Below are 18,425 nucleotides of genomic sequence, written 5' to 3'. Positions count from 1 at the left end.
TTTCAACAGTTCGGGCCGGGCTGAAACCGCGGTGAGCTCCGGCGACAGTGACTCGAAGCAGGAGTGGAGTCACTCGGCTTCTTCGGGATTCCTCCGCGGCAGCGACACGGACAGCACCGCGCCGAGCGCGGCGAGCCCCGTTGCCCACCAGAACGCCTGATCAAAGCCGAGCGCGAGCTCGCCGATTGTCGAGGCGCCGTGGGTGGAAGCGGCAAGGACAACCGCGAGCAGTCCAGCCCCGAAGGCTCCGCCGAGCTGACTGGCGATTCTGGTGATGATGCTGGCATCGGGCATCTGGGCGCGGTCGAGTCCGCGGAATCCCAATGCCATGAGCGGAACGGTGACCACGCCGAGACCGGCTCCGCGGACGAGGAGTGAGAGCATGATCAGCCATCGACTCGTGCCGGTGCCGACGAAGGCGAACGGCAGTGTTCCGAGTACGACGATGACGAAGCCGATGACGACGAGCCAGCGCGGACCCATCGCGTCCGAGAGGCGGCCGGCGATCGACCGGCTGGCCAGAGTGCCGATGCCCTGCGGGATGAGCAGCATTCCCGCCTCGAGCACGCTGGAGCCGTGCACCTGCTGAATGAACAGCGGCAGAAGGATCATGGCACCGTAGAGCGCTGTACCCGAAAGGAAGAGCAGCAGCGATGCCGAGGCCAGCGGCCGGCTCTTCAGCAGACGGATATCGACGAGCGGCTGCTCCTTCGTTTTCAGCGTGTGAACGGCGAAGAGGACCACGAGCACCACGCCGGCGATCAGGGGAAGGAGAACATCGACTCTGGCGAAGCCACCGGGCTCGCCGGAATTCGACAGCGCCCACAGGAGCCCGGCGAGCCCTGGAGCCAGCAGAACGAAGCCGAGGCCGTCGAAGGGGACACGTCGGAACGGCTGGTCTCTGGGCAGGATGATGATCGCGAGCGCGATCCCGATGACGCAGAAGGGCACATTCACCCAGAACATCCACGACCAATGCAGGTGCTGGAGAATCGCGCCGCCGACGACGGGCCCGAGGATCGGGCCGAGAACCGCCGGAAGGCTCACCACAGACATGACCTTCCCGATGTTCCTCCCGTGTGCCGCCTGCATGACGATGGTGGCCATGAGCGGCAGCATGATTCCCCCGCCCAAGCCCTGGATCACGCGGAAGGCGATGAGACTGCCGGCACTCCAGGCGAGACTGGACAGAACCGAGCCCACCAGGAACACGGACAGTGCGATGATCCACAGACGTTTGCCGCCGAGGCTCCTCTGCGCCCACCCCGTCACCGGAACGGCGATGCCGAGTGCGAGAAGGTACCCGGTGGTCACCCATTGGATGGTCGCAAATCCGGCATGGAGTTCGCGGGCCAAGGTGCCAAGGCCCACGGCGGCGATCGTCGTGTCGAAGAGCACGGCCAGCGCACCGACGAGCACCGCGCCGGCTGTCCACCAGACGTGTGGGTCGACTCTGGCAGAGGCAGTCTGAGTAGTGGTCATCGCGGAACTCCCGAAGAATTTTAGATACAATCTGTATCTAAATGGTAGAGCGAGATTTTAGGATACGCAATGTCTCTTAATGAGTCACCCGATAGCCCACCGCCGCGCCGACGACGCGGCGCCGAGCTCGAGGCCGCCCTTCTGGATGCCGCATGGCAGGAATTTGCCGAGAAGGGGTTCGACGACTTCACCCTCGAGGGATGCGCTGAACGGGCGCAGACCAGCAGGGCGGTCTTCTACCGCCGCTGGCCGGGCAAGGTCGAGCTGATCAACGCAGCCGCGGCCAGAGCCGGTTCGAGCGAGGAACTGCCGGATCCGGATACGGGTACTCTGCGGGGAGACACACTCGAACTGCTCAGGCACACGAACCGTTCGCGTGCACGCATGGGAATCCAGATGATGATGCGGCTGGGAGGGTACTTCGAAGAGACGGGCGGTAGCTTCGCCGACCTGCGCAATTCGTTTCTTTCCCGCCGCGGCAGCGCCATGGACGTGGTCATCGAACGCGCGGCTGAGAGAGGCGAGGTCGACCTCGAATCGTTGACGCCGCGCATGATCGCGGTGCCGTTCGACCTCTATCGACAAGAACTGATCATGACGCTCAAGGAGGTGCCGGATGGTGTATTGGAAGCGATAGTTGATGAGGTGTTCCTGCCGCTCGTCACACGCAGATGACGAGTGACCCCGTCAGCGCCGGGCCTCGCTTCCAGCGCTTCGATTCCGCTCGGCCCTCCGCCGTGGCACACCGAAGAACAGTGCCCGATCACTGATGACGATCACGGTCGACAGCACCAGCAGCAGACCGGTCTGCAGCACCTTCGAATCGGGGTCGGTCATGAAGAGTTCGGCGGAGACATTGGCTGCGGCATGGAAGACGATGGGGACGATGATGCTGCGCCCGCTGCGGAAATAAAGCCAATTCATCAGCACAACGAAAGCCACCATCGAGGCCGGGAAGTTGAGCGTGTAGAGCAGCCCTGACTTCACGACCTCATTCTGATAGTAGCCGTCGATGAATGACAGCGGCACATGCCAGAGAGCCCAGATGAGCGTGAACAGCAGCGATGCGGAGAAGACTCGCATCTTTCGCACCAGCGTATCGGTCCCGTAGCTGTGCCAGGCGAGCTCCTCGACCACAGCCGCGCCGAGCAAGGTCACCCAGACCGGCATAAGTCCTGATGAGAAGCTGAACCCGGTGCGCAGCTGGAACTGTTCGGCCCCATGCCCGAAGAGCAGAGACAGACCCTGAGCAGCCATGAGGCTGAGAAACGGCAGGGCCACAGCACAGACGACGCAGAACCACCCGCGACCCTTCGGCCGATGCAGGCGATTGACGACATCAGCCACAAGCGCCGGCCGTGGGCGGATGAGAAGGAAGACGACGGCGAGCGGAGACAACAGGCCGGCAACGGACAGGAGCAGAGTTCCGATGAGTACGGGTTCGTTCTGGTGCGGCAACCGGCTGAGGAGGGCCGCAAGAGACCAGAAGCCCCACGGAAACGCCGTCGCCAGCACGTAGAACAGGACGGGCCGGTCGTACTCTCTCAGGATCGACTCACTCTCCACGCCCCCGGTGCGTCCTTGCCCCTGCCCACTCCACCCCGTCAAAGCCCGCGTCGTCATGGTTCTCGGGAATAGACAGTCGCTGTCATGTGGCGAGCTCCTGGAGGCGTTTCTGCCAGAACACGATCTCCTCGGAGAGTCTGGCAGGATCGAGTCCGGCCGCGTACTCGATGAGTTCGTCCTCTTGGTTCGGTGACATCACCCCGGCGGTGCGAAGACGTAGGAACGGTGTTCTCGGTTCGTCATAGATGCGCCGGCGCCATCCGTGCTCATCCTTCTCCCACCCGATCGGCTTGCGCGTGGGGGTGAAGTAGTTGAGTCGGTCGTCGACGGCCCGCCACAGTTCATTGAGCGCATGTCTGGCTGCACCCGAGTCGTACCGACGGATGCCGCCGTACTCGTGCACGAGGTGCTGATGGCGGGACGCTTCGGGAAGCCGGTCCCGTTGGTGGTCTTTGAGCACCGGGCTGAAATGGATGTCGAGTTTCCGGGCCCATCGCCCGGTCGCCTCGTGGACCGCTTCGTCGGCATTGTCCAACTCGATCGCGTTGACCCAGAAGGGGATTCCCTGAACCTCGTCGAGCGACCACTCGAGCAGCTCCACGACGGCGGCTGCATCGTTGTTTTCGAGGCTGCGGGTGAATACCCATCCCGTGTGCAGACAGGTGGCGTTGATCGTGAAGATGCAGTTGTGCGGAAGGGTCGGCCCCGCGTGAGCGATAGTGTCGGCGAGGAAGAAGCCGGGCTCGGACGCGTTCGGCCCTGAGGCGAAATCGAGAAACTCCTCGGTGGGGCTGGTGAACCGTTTCGTCGACACGCGACGATCCCGATAGTCAGCTGATCGCGCGGTGCGCAGGTACCGGTCGATGGAGGCCGGACTGACCGTCAGCAGCTCGTCACGGACTCGACTGCTGTAGCCGCCGCGGCCGGGCATCAGCGCACCGTGCCGTTCGGCCGCGTCAAGGAGCTGAGGCATCACCGCGGCCAGATACTTTCCGCTCTGATATCCCGACCATTCCCACACCTTGACGAGCAGGGCCCGTGACTCGGTCGAATACCGGCAGCACCGCGTGCTCGGTTCTCCCCCAGCCGGGCCCTGGGCATCGGATCCGACCGCAGCCGTGTTGTCACTCACCACCCCGGCCGCGAGCTGCGCCAGTCGCCGCCGAGCGTGATCACGCGACCATCCGGTGAGAGTCATGATCTCGTCGAGGATGCGCCCCTTGTCCTTCTTCCGCGCCTCGGAATAGAGGCCCAGAAAGTCACGGACCAGGATCTGCGAATCCGCATTCGAATTGCCGACGATGTCGTGATTATCCTGTTGTTTGCTCATGAACGTCTTTGTTCCTCCGAATTCTGGGGGGGGTCGCATCGTAGTTTTCGATCAACCCCAACTCAATTCGCACGATGCTATTCTGTGATTAGGCAGGAGGTCTTCCTAATCGTCGGAAGACAGCGGAAATGTCACAGACCGCAGCACGGTTGCTCGGATTATTGTCATTGCTGATGGTGCCCAGGACCTGGTCGGGCACGGAACTGGCCGATCGTCTGGAGGTGAGTCCTCGGACCGTTCGGAACGATATCGGTGCGCTGCGCGACATCGGCTACGTCATCGACGGCACCCGCGGCAACGAGGGCGGCTACCGGCTTTCCCCGTTCAATTCGGCCATTCCGCCTCTGCCGCTCGACTCCGATGAGGCGGTGGCCGTCGCTGTCGGCCTCCACTCGGGGCTGAGCTGCATCATCGGCGGTATGGAGGAGACTTCGGCACGAGCATTGGCCAAGCTCGAACACATCCTGCCCGCCACGGTCCGCACCAGGGTGCACTCGCTGGCCCACTTCACCGTTCCGGTCACAGGGAACCAGCCGATGCCGATCGTTGAGCCCGGTCTCATCGTCAGCCTCATCGATCACTGCCACCGACACGAGCGACTGCGTTTCCGCTACCTCCCCGAGGACGCCCCCGGAAGTCAACCGACCGAGGAGCTCCATCTCGAGGTCGAACCCTATCGGCTCGTCAACCGCCAACACCGCTGGTATCTTCTCGCCTTCGACCCCACGACCAATGATTGGCGGGTCTTCCACGCCGAACGCATTTCGCCGAAGACTCCCAGCGGGCTCCGCTTCGAACCGCGCCCTCTGCCCGCCCGTGATATCGGCGACTATGTCGAACGGCACTCCATCGGGCCCCGTTGGCGACACTCTGCCACGGTCATCGTCATGGCACCGGCCGCCGAAGTGAAGTCGATGATCATGCCTGCAGAAGGCACGGTCGAACCCGTTGACGACGATCGTTCGCTCGTGACCATCGGCGGACAGGACCCGACCACCATGGCGTTGGCCCTGGCAAGGTTGGAGGTCGATTTCGCTGTCGTCGACAGTTCCGAGCTCCGCGACAGTCTGCAGACGCTGGCGGACCGGTTGGGACGAGCAGCTGAGCAGAACAAGGCCGTCGGTCAACCGGATCGGCCCTCGGACATCTCTGGGTGAAAGGTTCAATCGCGCAGTGAGCGCATTGTGCGATTGTGCGGAATTTGGCGGGCATGACCGGTGAGTCGTGTCCATTCATTGTGCCCAGATAATCCCCGACTGTAACTTTTCTGGACGCCTTTCAATCACAGATGAACATGATCTCGACTAATCGTCTGATGAAGAAATCGAAGAAAACAGGCTTGTCCCCCGAATGGAGAACATCGATGCTCGTGCTGTTCCGACACGCTTTCATCGTCCTGGCAGCCGTCCCCCTCATAGCAGGATCCATCCCCGCCGAGGCGGTCCCGAAGAGCACCGATCCCCTCGGCCCCGAATCCGCCCAGTCCCTCGATATCCGTCCGCGCCAGATCGCCAGCGAGGCGTTCGTCACCGGAAAGAACTCGGTGCGCATCTCCGTCGAGGGCCTGTATCCGGACGAGGAGGTGCGACTCGACGTCGATGCCGCTCCCCGCGAGATCGACGACTTCCAACAGACGAAGCGGGTCGGTCAGAACGGATCGGTGACCTTTGACGTCATGGGAGTCTCCGCATCGGACCCGAACCGGTACGCCGGGAACTATCGAGCTCAGGTCATCACCATCGGCGGAGACCGCACAGAACGGATGACCACCGCCTTCACCGTGATCGCGGTCGCGCCCCACACAGACCGTCTCAAACTCGACAGCGTTCCCCGATGAGCAGCGACCGTTCATCTGCCGCACCCACCGCGACCTTCCACGCCGAGCAGCTGACCACCCGCATACGCAGGGTGAACCGCGCCTACGCCCGCTTCTACGGTCCGATGTCGCTGCTGGTCATGCTCATGTCGTTCTTCCCCTACTACTCTCAGGGGGCCGAAAGCACGACGACCTACGGAAATCTGTGGCAGGAGGTCCTCCTCACCGGCCACGACACCGATGTCTTCGCCCTGGTCGTGCTGCTCCTCACCGCCGGATTGCTGGTCCCAGCCTCGGTTGGAAGGGCTTCGACGACCGGGCTCATCGGCATCCTCACCGGCTCGATCATCATCGGGTGCACGCTCCTGCAGTCGCCGGGCTATGTCAATCCACCGGCGCTCACGATTTTCGGCTTCGTCGATATCGTGCTGAGCTTCCTCATCGCATCGGTCGCCGTCATCCACGCCTTCCACCTGTTCGCCCTCGACCTCGAATTCCAGCAGCGCTTGAGCTGACGACGTCGGCTTCCGAGTCCGTCGGCGGCACGAACCGACACCTACGGCTCGAAGCGCCCTCGTCTCTCGCCTCCGGCCCGACCGTTCTCTGCCCGTTCGCCTGACCGGCCGGCGGCGTTCACGGCGTCTTCGCCGCAAGGTCGCCTGCTCTCCGTAGCGTCACCGGCATGACACCACAGAGAGCGACATCTACCCGTTTCCGTCCCGTGACGATCTTCGCCACTGCAGTGCTCACCGCCTCCGCCACCTTCGGTGCCGGCCTTGCCCCCGCCTCGGCCGCCTCCCTCGGCTCGAGCGACGATACACCGGGACTCGGTTCACCCGGTGACCACGACTTCGCAGCCCCTGACAGGGTCGCCGACGTCGCCTTCCCCACCACGATCTCCCACCGCGGCGGAGCCGACGTCTACCCCGAGGAATCGATGGAAGGATTCACCGCCTCGGCGAAGGACGGATTCCTCCCGGAGATGGATGTCCAGTTCCTCGAGGACGGCACCCCGGTCCTCATCCACGATGACACCGCCGACCGCACTCTCAACGGTGTCAGCGGACCCATTCGGGATCTCAGCCGGGAGGAATGGGACTCGGCGACGATCAAGCACCCCACCGGCGGAGAAGAGGCCGCGACGGTCACTCTCGACGAACTCCTCGACGAGATGGGCGGCGAGGTCGTCATGGTGCCCGAGATCAAGCCCGGGGCCACCTCGGCGGAGGTCGATCAGGTCCTCGACGAATTCGACGAACGCGGACTGGCCGACTCCCTCATCGTCCAGTCCTTCGACTTCGAAGCGGCGAAGACGATCGCCGAACGCGGGTACACCTCGCTCTACCTCATGGGCGCCACCCCGCCGAAGGAATCACCTCAGGAGATCGCCGAAGCCGGCATCGAATGGGTGGGACCGAGCGCGAAGATGCCGACGAACACCATGCGCACACTCGACAAGGCCGGCTTCCACGTCGCCCCCTATACCCTCGATACCGCGAAGGACGGGCACCGACTGCCCGGCTGGATCGACGGATTCTTCACCGACGATGCCTGGAGCACATGAGTAGACTGCACGGATGGAGCCTCTCGAACGCAGTGCACCGATCCCGGACCCGCTGACGCCCTACCTCGAGGTCGACCGGTCTCAGCCGCGGCACGAATGCTGGGTGACCGGGCACATGGTCGCCGGCCTCGACGGCACCGCCGCCATCCACGGCCGCGTCGGCGCCCTGTCGACGGCACCCGATCAGGAACTGTTCCGACGGATGCGCCAGATCGCCGATGTCGTCATGGTCGGTGCGCAGACGGTGCGCAACGAAGGATACGCGCCGATACGGCTGAGTCAGGACGCTCAGGAGCAGCGGCGCCGAGGCGGCCAGTCCGCGATGCCGCCGGTGGCCGTGGTCAGCCGCAGCCTCGGCCTCGACTGGTCGTCATCGGTCTTCGCCGCCGCCCCTGACCATGCCAGGACGCTCGTCATCACCTGTTCGAAGGCGGATCCTGAACGCCTGGCAGCCGCCGAGAAGGCGGCGACGGTGATCATCGCCGGCGAAGACCGGGTCGAGCCGGCAGCGGCCCTGCAGGCTCTGGCCGGGCTCGGCCATCGTGTCGTCCTCTGCGAGGGCGGGCCCAGGTGGCTCGGCGAACTCGTCGCCGCCGACCGTCTCGATGAGCTGTGCCTGTCGATCTCCCCGCTCATGGGCGGCGATCCGCTGCCGGTGAGCATCGCACCGTCGGGAGCGGGCATCGCCGACTTCGACCTCAAGTCCACGATGATCGAGGACAGCACGCTCTTCCTCCGCTACGAGGCGGCCGCGGCGAAGACCCCGGCAGACACTGAGAGGAGCCCGAAATGAGTGAGACGGGAATCGACGACCTCATGGCCTCGGTCGACTCTGCGCTGATCGTGGTCACCACCTCGGCGGAGGGAGAACCGGCCGGGTGCCTGGTCGGATTCCACACCCAATCGAGCATCTCACCGGAGCAGTACTGCTTCTGGCTGTCGAAGGCCAACCACACCTACCGGGTCAGCCTGCGGTCGACTCGCTTCGCCGTCCATTTCCTCACCTCCGCTGACCTCGAATTGGCCCGCCACTTCGGGTCGCAGACGGGCGAGGACACGAACAAGTTCACCGACCTCGACCACACCACCGCCGAGGAGGGGGTGCCCCTGCTGACGGATCTGCCGAACCGCATCGTCGTCGAACGCCTCGCCATGCTCGACGACGGAGGTGACCATGTGGCCAACACCTGCCGGGTGCTCTGGGCGGAGTCGGCCGGGTCCTTCGAGCCGTTGCGTGCCTCGCAGGTCGGTGACCTCTCCCCCGGTCATTCCAGCGAGGAACGTGCCGTGCATCCCTAGCCGTCGGCGCCCGCCTTGGCCCAGACGGCACAGCCTCGTTCAGCAGTCGGCTCTCACTCTGGAACGTGCGCCGATTCATGAGGCTGCACCAAAGACGACCCTTTGTGACCTTGGCGAACAGCAGTACTGTCGAGCCATGGTGACAATGGCGGAAGTCATTCGGAGTCGACAGCATGCCGTCTGTCCATAATCCTCATCGCAATGCCATCGACCGTGTGGTCGTGACCAATCTGGCCGCCTGCTCATCGGAACAGGCCTGCTGATGCTGCCCGCCGCGACAACCACTCCCGGCGGTATCTCGCTGCTGTCTACTCTTTTCACTGCGACCGGTGCGCATCTCGGATCCGCCACTGGCTTCATTCGACATCAAGCGCGAATACGGAGTCAGCGTGGTGGCGTTCAGGCGGGACGGCGAGGAGAGCTGGGACATCGCCGATCAGGATGTCACTCTCTACGCCAACGATGAGATCCTCATCGCGGGAAGCCCCCGAGAGGTGGAGGACTTCAGCACCCTCGACGAAGAGGACGACGAGGAGGACTGAAGTCCCGAACCACTGCTCTCAGACGGCGACGACTTCGACCGGGATATTGCCGCGGGTGGCCTTGGAGTACGGGCAGAGTTCGTGGGTGCGGTCGACGAGCTTCTGTGCGGTCTCGTGATCGACATCGGGAATGGAGACCTCGAGCCTGACCGACAGTCCGAAGCTCTCACCCTCCTTGCCGATTCCCACCTGCGAGTTGACCACCGACTTCGAGGTGTCGATGCCCTGTTCCTTTCCGGCCAGGCCGAGTGCGCCCTGGAAGCAGGCTCCGTAGCCGACGGCGAAGAGCTGTTCGGGGTTGGTTCCGCCGCCCGGTCCTCCCTGCTCCTTCGGCGTGCGCAGATCGACGTCGACCATCTTGTCGTCGGTGGCTCCGTGTCCGTCTCGGCCACCGGTGATCTGGGCCTTCGCGGTGTAGGCGATGCTCTCAGGTGTGTTCAACTTCTTCTCCTTCTCGTCCGGGCTGAAATTGATTCAGCCGTGTGCTTTCGTGCTGGGCTGTTCAGGACCTGTTCTTCGTCTTCCGGCTGCTTTCGCGTTCGAGCGCTTCGACGAGTTCGTCCTTGGTCATGGTCGAGCGGCCAGAGATGCCGAGTCGCTTCGCCTCTGCATAGAGGTGCTCCTTCGAGGCATTCGCATCGACACCGCCGGCTGTCTGACGGTTGGTGTTCTTCCCGCCCTTGCTCTGGGAATCGGAAGGCCCGGGCGCAGGTTTGGCCTCCCACCGGTCGCCGACCTTCTCAAAGGTGTGTTTGAGCGCATCGTAGGCGACTCGGTGGGCCCGTTCCTCATCGTGATACTCATCCATCGCCGAGTCGTAGGCCTTGGCGAACGTGCGCTGAGCCTTCTGGCTCGACCGTTTCAGTGTTGCGGGCAGCTCCGACTTCTTCGGGGTTCCCGAACTGGTGGTTTTCGGCATGATGACCACTTCTCCTCAAGGTGTCGAGGTCATGGTGCCACTGACACTAACGCAGTTCCCGTGTTCATGTAAGGGGGCGCAGAGTCGGCAGCGATCCCCGTTCAGATACGGACGTCACCCGGGTCGACGTCATCGCGCAGGCCCCGCCAGATGGGGTGGCGCAACCGTCCTGCATCGGTCTCTCCTGCGTAGCGGACTTCACCGACCAAGGCGGGCCGGACCCAGTGAGCATCACGTGATTCGGCGTCCGGAACCTCGAGCGGCGGTGTCTTCCGTGACAACCGGTCGAGGCTGCGGCGCAGCGAGCGCAGCCCGTGTTCGTCGAAGCCGGAGCCGACGCGGCCCAGATAGACGAGATCGTTTCCGTCATAGGCTGCCAGCAGGAGGGAGGCGAAGGTCGGCGAGCGCTCTCCGGTGCCGGTGCGCCAGCCCACGATGATCACGTCTCGGGTCATGGAGTGCTTGAGCTTCACCCACGTCTGCGTGCGTCGACCCGAGAGGTAGACGCTGTCTCTCCGCTTGGCCATGACGCCTTCGAGTCCGAGCTGCTTGCTGGACTCCATCGCTTCGTCAATGCTTCCCTCGAAGGCTTCCGGGACATGGATGCTCTCGCCCTCGGACACGTGGCCCCCCAGCCGCTGCCGCCGATCGACATAGGGCACGCGCAGGAGGGAGTCCTCTCCTGCCTCGAGCACGTCGAAGACCATGAGGTGCACGGGCGTCCTCCGACGCTCGCGCTCGACGTCGGCCGTGCGGCTCAGCCCCATGCGCCGCTGGAGACGCCCGAAGTCGGGGCGGCTGCCGGGCCCGAGGGCGACGATCTCTCCGTCGAGGACGCAGTCGGAGTCGACGCAGTCCGCCAGTTCCGCCAATTCGGGATAGGTCTGAGTCATGTCCTTCCCGTTGCGGCTGGTGAGGACGACTCCTCCGGGAGAGTCTCCGCTGGCTGCTCTCACCGTCGCGAGGGCACGGATCCCGTCCCATTTCATTTCGAACGCCCAGTCCTCGGCTTCTCGTCGTACCGAGCCGAGGTCTCCGATGCGAGCGAGCATCGGCTGGATGTCCGATGCTCGCGGCCCTCCGTCCTGGCCGGTCGCAGACTTCGAAGTCTGGTCGGACTTCGACTCTCTCCCGGTGATGAGGTGGATCATCCAGTTTTTTTCGGGGTCCTTGTTCGGACCATGCTCAGCGGTGTTGAACAGGGCGAAGCGGCGCACTCCCCCGAGCCCGCCGTCCTTCCGGCCGTGGAGGACGGCGATGATCTCATGCCCGTCCTCCCACTTCTCGACCTCACAGGTCCCGGCGTCCCAGATCGAGACCTCGCCGGCGCCGTATTGGCCCTTGGGGATCCGTCCTTCGAAGTCGGCGTACTCGAGCGGATGGTCCTCGGTCTGCACGGCCAGACGGTTGTGCTTCGGATCGGTCGGCGGGCCCTTCGGCAGCGCCCAGGAGACGAGCACCCCTTCGTGTTCGAGCCGGAAGTCCCAGTGCAGGCTGCTGGCATGGTGTTCCTGGATGACGAAGCTGAGGTCGCGTCCGCTCGTACCGTGCCTGTCGGGGATAGGTTCGCTCGTGTGCTTCGGATCTCGTTTGCTCCGATAGATCTCCAATCGATCGCGCTCGGGTTCCTGCGGTGCTTCGACACTGCCGCCGGTCGCCTCGGTGAGGGGCTCGAGCAGGTCTCCGTCGTTGTCGAGACGGTCGAGGACCTCTTCGAAACGCAGCTGTTCGACAGTCGTCGGATCATCGAATTCGGGCCAGGTGCGGGGCGCGGCGACCGTCGGAGCGAGTCGACCGCGCAGGGAGTAGGGGGCGACGGTGGTCTTCGCCGCCGAGTTCTGCGACCAGTCGATGAGCACTCTGTTCTGCCGCAGGGTCTTCTTCATCGCCGAGACGATGAGGTCCTTGTGGTCGGCTTCCAGGCTGCGGGCAAGTTCGTGGGCGACATCGGAGATCTCCTGGGACGTCGCGGTCTCGTCCAGCGGAGCGTAGAGGTGGACACCTTTCGAGCCGCTGGTGACGGGGAATACGTCGAGGCCCATTCCGTCGAGCAGCTCGCGGACGAGCTGGGCGACTTCGACACAGTCGGCCAAGCCCCGTCCCGGTCCGGGGTCGAGGTCGAAGACCATCCGATCGGGGTGCCTGCTGTCCGAGGAGATGGTGCCGGGATCCTTCGCCCCGCTTCGCACCGTCCACTGCGGCACATGGATCTCGAGTGAAGCCATTTGGGCCAGATACGTCAGCGTCGCCAGGTCGTTGACCAGCGGGTACCGCTTGGATCCGGTGGAATGGCGGATCGCGCGCGAGGGGATCCACGACGGGGCGGAGTCGGGCAGATCCTTCTCGAAGAACACCTGTCCCGGCTCCTCGGCCGTGCCGACGCCGTCGACCCAGCGTTTGCGCGTAGCGATGCGATCCCGAGCATGACGGATGAACGGCTCGGCGACCCTGGCGAAGTAGTCGAGGACTTCGCCCTTGGTCGTCCCCGTCTCCGGGTAGAGGGTCTTGTCGAGGTTGGTCAGCGTCAGCCGATGGCCGTCGACGGTGACCTTCTGCTCCTGACGTGGCATGGGCACCTCCTGTGGACTGCAGGGTACTCGACTTCGGCGCAGCGCACGAGGGGGCACCACAACGCTGCCCGGACGTGGTAATGTCCCGAGCGCAAGCGCCCACCCTGCCTCGGGCAGGCATCCGGGCCGAGTTGGTCCGGCTCAGTTGAGCGACACGGAAACGGGTGTGAGACCACCGCTCGATCACACCCGCAGACAGTCGGGAGGTTGAGAATCATGAGCGAATCCTCATCGGACGAGAAGATCCCCACGCCGGACGGCATCGACATGAGCAAGATGCCGCCGGAGGACAAGCGCACACTCAAGCGCGCCATCGGAGGCTCGGCGCTGGGCAACGCCGTCGAATGGTTCGACTACGGCGTCTACTCCTATGTCTCGGTCTACATCGCCAATGCGTTCTTCCCCGGAGAATGGGGCGTGGCCCTCACCTTCGCCTTCCTCGCCCTCTCCTTCGTCTTCCGGCCGCTCGGCGGTTTCGTCCTCGGCCCCTTGGGCGACAAGATCGGGCGCCAGCACGTCATGGTCCTGACCATCATCATGATGACGATCCCGACCACACTGATCGGCATCCTGCCCACCTATGCCACTCTGGGCGCCTTCGCCCCGATCCTGCTGCTCCTGTGCCGGATGGTCCAGGGCTTCTCCACCGGCGGGGAGTACGGCGGTGCCGCGGTCTACATGGCGGAATCGTCACCGGATAGAAGACGTGGCTTCTGCGGTTCCTTCCTCGAACTCGGCACCGTGGCCGGGACCGCCTCGGCGGCTCTGGTCTGCACCATCCTCCTCGTCCTCGTCGGCAGCGACGGCATGGACGCCGGCTGGTGGCGTCTGCCCTTCCTGCTCACCCTGCCGCTGGGCGCAATCGCTCTGTGGCTGCGGATGAAACTCGATGAGCCCGAGGCCTTCTCCGAGGCGACGTCGCGGCAGAAGACGACGAGGAAGCCCTTCCGGGATCTGTTCCGCGGATATTCGAAGCAGATCACGATGCTCATGGCGTTCGTCGTCCTGCTCAACATCGGCCAGTACATGGTGCTGACCTATATGCCGACCTATCTGGCCGATACGCTGGGGCATTCGGAGGTCGAGAGCAACTTCATGCTCATCGGCCTGCTCGCGGCGATGATGGTCGTCATCACCCCGCTGGGGCGGCTGACGGACTCCATCGGCCGCAAACCGGTGCTGTACACCTCGGCGATCGGTTTCATCCTCCTCTCCGTTCCCGCCTTCATGCTCATGCACGCTGAGGGCCCCGGCTGGCAGATCCTCGGGTTGGGCATCATCGCCCTGCTCCAGGTGATGCTCCAATCCTGCGTCTCCGCGACACTGCCGGCGATCTTCCCCACGCAGGTGCGCTTCTCCGGATTCGCCATCGGCTACAACATCTCGACGGCGATCTTCGGCGGCACGACGGCGGCGGTGAACACCTTCGTCATCAAGCAGACGGGATTCGACCTTTTCCCAGCCTTCTACCTGGTCGCGGCCGGTATCATCGGTCTCATCGGCATCCACTTCTTCAATGAGACAGCCGGGCGGCCCATCAATGGTGACACGCCCCCGGGCTCCGAAGACGAGGAGCTCGCCGAGATGGGCTATGAGCTCATCGGGTTCAACGACAACGGTGTCGGCGAGGAGAAGGCGACCATGTGATCACACCTGCAATGCTGTGTTCCATCCATTGCCAGGCAGCAGCCGAGGCCTTCTCCTCGTAGAAGTCCCCGGGCGACAGGGGCTGGCCAAGCTTCGGGGCCTGCGTTTCAATGGAGGGATGAGAGCGATTTGGGCCGGGTCGATTGCGTTCGGCCCCGTCAATATGCCGGTGAAGCTGTAATCGGCGACCGAAAGCCACGATGTGCGGATGCACCAGGTGCATGAAAAGGATGGCGGACGCATCCGCAATCAGCTCCGCTGTCAGGAGTGCGGCAAGGTCACCGACTACGAGAACTTCGTCAAGGCCTACGATGACGGCGATCATCGCGTCATCCTCACGGACGAGGATTTCGAGGCGCTGCCCGCCGATGACAGCGACGACCTCGACGTGCTGCAGTTCGTCCCCAGTGATCAGATCGACCCGATCATGTTGGAGCAGTCGTACTTCCTCGAACCGACATCGAAGACGCCCAAGGCCTATCTGCTCCTGCGCAAAACGCTCGAGGACACGGACCGGACAGCGATCGTCAAGATCACACTGCGCACCCGGACCCGACTGGCGATCCTGCGGGTGTGCGGAAAGCTGCTCATGCTCCTGACGCTGCGCTGGGCCGATGAGATCCGTGACGTCGATTTCAAGGGTGTCAATTCCCGCGCCCAGATCTCTGACCAGGGTGAGACGCTCGACCTCGAGGAGGCCTTCCCCGAGGACGAGGAGGATGAAGCGCCGTCCGGCGACGTCATCGACCTGATGGAAGCGCTGTGCAAATCCGTGCACAGCATCCGTTCGCAGAAGCAGACGAAGAAGCGCACAGGCTGAACCTGCCGAAGACCAGGATCAGGGGAACGGATGAGCCCGCATCACAGCCAGGGGCGCATCGGCACGAGCACACGTTCGGCGAGCTTGGTCAGCCGGTGGCGGTTGAGCCACTCGGAGCCGAGTTCGACACAGTGTGCGGAGTCGCTTTCGAACACCTTCTCCATTTCAGCGGCGAATGCGCTGTCGATGACTTCGACATTGGTCTCGTAGTTGAAGGTCAGCGACAGTCGGTCGATGTTGGCCGTACCCACCGTCGACCATTCGCCGTCGACGGTGGCGACCTTCGAATGGATCATGCTCGCGGTGTAGAGCAGGACCGTGACCTCGGAGTTGATCATCTGCTCGAAGAACCCTCGTGAGAGCCAGTCACCGAGGATGTGGTTGGACTCCTGCGGAACCATCACCCGTACGTCCACTCCCCGACCGGCGGCTTCGATGAGGGCAGCCAACAGCTGCTGGTCGGGGATGAAGTACGGAGTTGTCAGCCAGATCCGCGTCCGGGCCCGGGCGAAGGCGTTGAGGTACATGTTCCGAATCGGATAGACGAGGTGGATCGGAAGATTCGCCGAGACCCGAAGCTTCGATTCCCAGGCCGCAGGAGGAACCCAGGGGATCTGTTCGTCCGCGTCGTGGAATTCGTTCCAGACCTGCGTGATCGTCTGCCGCAGACCCCAGGCCCCGGGACCGACCGATCGCAGGTGGGTGTCACGCCAGTGACGGGCGTAGAGAGCTCCGATGTTGAATCCGCCGACGAATGCCACATCATCGTCGATGACGAGGATCTTCGAATGGTTGAATCCCGAGTGGCGCATCGGTCCGCGCCAGAACCGCCGTGCCACCGTCGGCAGGCGCAGTACATGAATGGATTCGGAGAGCTGATGGTAGAACGAACTCGGGACCGACAGGTTCGCGAAGCCGTCGTAGATGAGGTGGACTTCCACCCCGCGTGCGGAGGCGGCGTTGAACGCGTCGATGAACCTCTGCCCCACCTCGTCGTTCTTCCAGATGAATGTCTCCATGAGGATCGACTCTCGGGCGGAGCCGATCGCATCGAGCATGTCATCGTAGAGGGTGGAACCGTCAGTGTAGATGTTGAGTTCGGACTGTTCGACCGTCGAGCTGAAGGTTCCCGGTCGCGGAGCGATGCGCGACTTCCGTCCTCGTTGCTGGATGAGATCGACGGCCATCGAAGCAACGACGGTCGCCGGCACCGCGCTGGCCACGCCGGCAATCGCCCAGGGGATGATTCGCTGCAGTCCGCTGACATGGCGGAGGGCCGAATTTCTCACAGGAGACACTCGTTCACTCTATCGCCTCCACCCCGTCAACCTCCATCAGGTGAAGATGCTGCTCACTCCCCCGAGTCCGACGAGGCAGCCGTCGACCCGACACGCGACGGCCACACCCTCTTACGCCTCTGCCGGAGCTGAACTATTCTGGCCGGAATTCGCCACCGACCTGCTGCAGTTCGCCAAGGGTGTGATCGCCGCGACCGCGGCGTGGTGGCTCTCGGACTCCGTCCTGGACAGCCAGATGGCTTTCCTTGCGCCGTGGACCGCGCTGCTGACAGTCCATGCCACCGTCTACAGGTCGTTGTCGCGAGGTGTGCAGACGACGATCTTCGTCCTCGGTTCCGGATTCGATTCTCAGCAGCCGCTGCTCGGCAACCGATTGCTCGAACTCGGTCTCGGTGTGGCCGTCGGCCTCGTGGTCAATCTCCTCGTGGTCCCGCTCCTGCAGGATCGGCAGGCGGCACGCTACATCGACAGCGTGAACCGGCAGATGGGAGACGTGCTCATCGACATGCCGGACCAGTTCCATCGCGCATGGGACGCAGATGCTGCCCAGCAGTGGTTCGAACGCACAGAAGCCATGACCCAGGAGCTCGAATCCGCATGGCAGACCGTGCGATTCGCCCGCGAGAGCCGACGCATCAATCCCCCCACAGCGCTGCGTTCCAGCAGACTGGGCCGACGGGCCGCCGCCGATGCCGGACGGTCCATCGCCGATCCCGATGCCGAGGTCCAACCGATCTTCGACCGCCTCGAGCAGCTGCCGACCGATAGCTCGAAGGATCTGACGCTTCCGCAGATCGCCTGGCCGTTCTACGGCTCACTCATCACGAGCCTGCGCCACATCGTCGTCATCGTCGACGACGTCGCCTCGGCACGCAGAGCACGAGAATCGGGCTGATGCGCGCGAGCTGAGTCTCCGATCACCCGTTGAGCCCGAGCCCGGCCTATGTCTCGTCACCTCGGCGCTCGAGCCTGCCGCGTCGATTGTGCCAGACAGCTCCCTGCCTGATCGCTTCGCGCACGGCCGCACGGAAGCGTCCCGCCCCCATCGGCGAGCCCCGATCGCGCGGTAGAGTTCCACCTCGCCGACAGGTTCCATGCGGTGGACGAAATCGATGATCCCGTTGACCTCGTTGGCAGAGACCCCGGTCGGAACATCACCTGAGGACGCCGAGGGCCACGGCGCATAGATGCCGGTCAAGTGTGACGGGGCCGGCGAAATCGCTCAGCGACCACAGGTAGATGAAGATCGGCACGTTGGCCATTGCCACACCGTAAAACCCGTGGAAGAGCGTGACGAGGTTGAAGGTGATTCCGTTGCAGAGGAACGCCTGTCCGACAAAGAGGATGAGGCAGAGGATCGACCGTTTGGGGTAGATCGTGAACGCGACCTTCATGATCTCGACGAAGGAGATCGTCTTCCGCTGTCGCACGGTGATGGTCTTCTCCGGTGCCGGCAGGGCCTGGGAGGTCTCCACCTCGACGCCGTCTTCGATGTCGCCGACGATGCGCTCGGCTCCGTCCTTCTGCCCAACAGGAACCGTTGATGATGAGGTCGATACGTCCACGCACGCG

General features: G+C 63.8%; 18 protein-coding genes and 1 pseudogene. 11 read left to right on the top strand and 8 right to left on the bottom strand.

All coding sequences use genetic code 11. The features are described from left to right. Positions 1-69 precede the first annotated feature (69 nt). A complete protein-coding gene (locus ACSE4D_RS12510; RefSeq protein ID WP_135538930.1) occupies positions 70-1,482 on the bottom strand; it encodes an MDR family MFS transporter in 1,413 nt (470 codons plus the stop codon). 69 nt (positions 1,483-1,551) lie between these two features. Between ACSE4D_RS12510 and ACSE4D_RS12505 the strand changes: the two genes are divergently transcribed. Then, positions 1,552-2,157 carry a TetR/AcrR family transcriptional regulator gene (locus ACSE4D_RS12505; protein WP_436326026.1) on the top strand — a complete coding sequence of 202 codons (606 nt, stop codon included), beginning with the start codon at positions 1,552-1,554 and terminating at the stop codon, positions 2,155-2,157. Positions 2,158-2,169: 12 nt separating this feature from the next. Here ACSE4D_RS12505 and ACSE4D_RS12500 read toward each other — a convergent pair whose 3' ends face one another. Next, positions 2,170-3,048: a CPBP family intramembrane glutamic endopeptidase gene (locus tag ACSE4D_RS12500; protein ID WP_436326025.1), complete on the bottom strand. Its 879-nt coding sequence runs from the start codon at positions 3,046-3,048 to the stop codon at positions 2,170-2,172. Between the two features lie 82 nt (positions 3,049-3,130). Beyond that, on the bottom strand, positions 3,131-4,378 hold the full coding sequence (locus ACSE4D_RS12495; RefSeq protein WP_436326024.1) for a hypothetical protein: 1,248 nt from the start codon (positions 4,376-4,378) through the stop codon (positions 3,131-3,133). Between the two features lie 128 nt (positions 4,379-4,506). On the opposite strand from ACSE4D_RS12495, the gene ACSE4D_RS12490 reads away from it, so the two are divergent. The 7 genes from ACSE4D_RS12490 (at position 4,507) to ACSE4D_RS12460 (ending at position 9,599) form a co-directional block, all read left to right on the top strand. Further along, positions 4,507-5,535 carry a helix-turn-helix transcriptional regulator gene (locus ACSE4D_RS12490; RefSeq protein ID WP_436326023.1) on the top strand — a complete coding sequence of 343 codons (1,029 nt, stop codon included), beginning with the start codon at positions 4,507-4,509 and terminating at the stop codon, positions 5,533-5,535. A gap of 158 nt (positions 5,536-5,693) precedes the next feature. Beyond that, entirely contained in the window at positions 5,694-6,215 is a 522-nt protein-coding gene (locus tag ACSE4D_RS12485) for a hypothetical protein (RefSeq protein ID WP_436326022.1), read from the top strand. Next, positions 6,212-6,709 (top strand): hypothetical protein, encoded by a 498-nt coding sequence (locus ACSE4D_RS12480; protein ID WP_436326021.1) that lies wholly within the window; start codon positions 6,212-6,214, stop codon positions 6,707-6,709. The genes ACSE4D_RS12485 and ACSE4D_RS12480 overlap by 4 nt, the downstream gene beginning before the upstream one ends. Positions 6,710-6,876: 167 nt before the next feature. Continuing rightward, the gene (locus tag ACSE4D_RS12475; RefSeq protein ID WP_436326020.1) at positions 6,877-7,758 is read left to right on the top strand and encodes a glycerophosphodiester phosphodiesterase; all 882 of its coding nucleotides are present in this window, start codon (positions 6,877-6,879) and stop codon (positions 7,756-7,758) included. Positions 7,759-7,771: 13 nt separating this feature from the next. Next, a complete protein-coding gene (locus ACSE4D_RS12470) occupies positions 7,772-8,551 on the top strand; it encodes a dihydrofolate reductase family protein (protein ID WP_425120130.1) in 780 nt (259 codons plus the stop codon). Next, on the top strand, positions 8,548-9,057 hold the full coding sequence (locus ACSE4D_RS12465; RefSeq protein ID WP_425120129.1) for a flavin reductase family protein: 510 nt from the start codon (positions 8,548-8,550) through the stop codon (positions 9,055-9,057). Before ACSE4D_RS12470 ends, ACSE4D_RS12465 begins: the two co-directional genes overlap by 4 nt. A 329-nt stretch (positions 9,058-9,386) precedes the next feature. Beyond that, the gene (locus ACSE4D_RS12460; RefSeq protein ID WP_240689693.1) at positions 9,387-9,599 is read left to right on the top strand and encodes a TrkA C-terminal domain-containing protein; all 213 of its coding nucleotides are present in this window, start codon (positions 9,387-9,389) and stop codon (positions 9,597-9,599) included. 18 nt (positions 9,600-9,617) lie between these two features. Here the strand turns inward: ACSE4D_RS12460 and ACSE4D_RS12455 are convergent, their stop codons facing one another. The 3 genes from ACSE4D_RS12455 to ACSE4D_RS12445 form a co-directional block, all read right to left on the bottom strand. Next, entirely contained in the window at positions 9,618-10,040 is a 423-nt protein-coding gene (locus tag ACSE4D_RS12455) for an organic hydroperoxide resistance protein (protein ID WP_135538949.1), read from the bottom strand. A gap of 61 nt (positions 10,041-10,101) precedes the next feature. Continuing rightward, on the bottom strand, positions 10,102-10,518 hold the full coding sequence (locus ACSE4D_RS12450; protein WP_135538951.1) for a ChaB family protein: 417 nt from the start codon (positions 10,516-10,518) through the stop codon (positions 10,102-10,104). A gap of 101 nt (positions 10,519-10,619) precedes the next feature. Continuing rightward, positions 10,620-13,088: an ATP-dependent DNA ligase gene (locus ACSE4D_RS12445; protein ID WP_436326019.1), complete on the bottom strand. Its 2,469-nt coding sequence runs from the start codon at positions 13,086-13,088 to the stop codon at positions 10,620-10,622. A 216-nt stretch (positions 13,089-13,304) separates the two neighbouring features. Between ACSE4D_RS12445 and ACSE4D_RS12440 the strand changes: the two genes are divergently transcribed. Together ACSE4D_RS12440 and ACSE4D_RS12435 are read left to right on the top strand one after the other, a co-directional pair. Next, positions 13,305-14,735: an MFS transporter gene (locus ACSE4D_RS12440; RefSeq protein ID WP_205683328.1), complete on the top strand. Its 1,431-nt coding sequence runs from the start codon at positions 13,305-13,307 to the stop codon at positions 14,733-14,735. A gap of 196 nt (positions 14,736-14,931) precedes the next feature. After that, positions 14,932-15,555 (top strand): annotated as a pseudogene (locus ACSE4D_RS12435) (Ku protein); the annotation flags it as partial. 41 nt (positions 15,556-15,596) lie between these two features. On the opposite strand, the gene ACSE4D_RS12430 reads toward ACSE4D_RS12435, so the two are convergent. Further along, on the bottom strand, positions 15,597-16,853 hold the full coding sequence (locus tag ACSE4D_RS12430) for a phospholipase D-like domain-containing protein (protein ID WP_240689697.1): 1,257 nt from the start codon (positions 16,851-16,853) through the stop codon (positions 15,597-15,599). Positions 16,854-16,899: 46 nt separating this feature from the next. Here ACSE4D_RS12430 and ACSE4D_RS12425 point away from each other — a divergent pair, with 46 nt between their 5' ends. Beyond that, complete coding sequence (locus ACSE4D_RS12425; protein ID WP_240689720.1) at positions 16,900-17,748, top strand: hypothetical protein; 849 nt, start codon at positions 16,900-16,902, stop codon at positions 17,746-17,748. A 259-nt stretch (positions 17,749-18,007) separates the two neighbouring features. Here ACSE4D_RS12425 and ACSE4D_RS12420 read toward each other — a convergent pair whose 3' ends face one another. Further along, complete coding sequence (locus tag ACSE4D_RS12420) at positions 18,008-18,418, bottom strand: hypothetical protein (protein ID WP_135538953.1); 411 nt, start codon at positions 18,416-18,418, stop codon at positions 18,008-18,010. Positions 18,419-18,425: the final 7 nt, after the last annotated feature.

The organism is Brevibacterium sp. FAM 27836, from assembly GCF_051351055.1.
Classification (GTDB): Bacteria; Actinomycetota; Actinomycetes; order Actinomycetales; family Brevibacteriaceae; genus Brevibacterium.
Note: the sequence above shows the minus strand (reverse complement) of the source record. Positions and strands in the feature narration are given on the sequence as shown.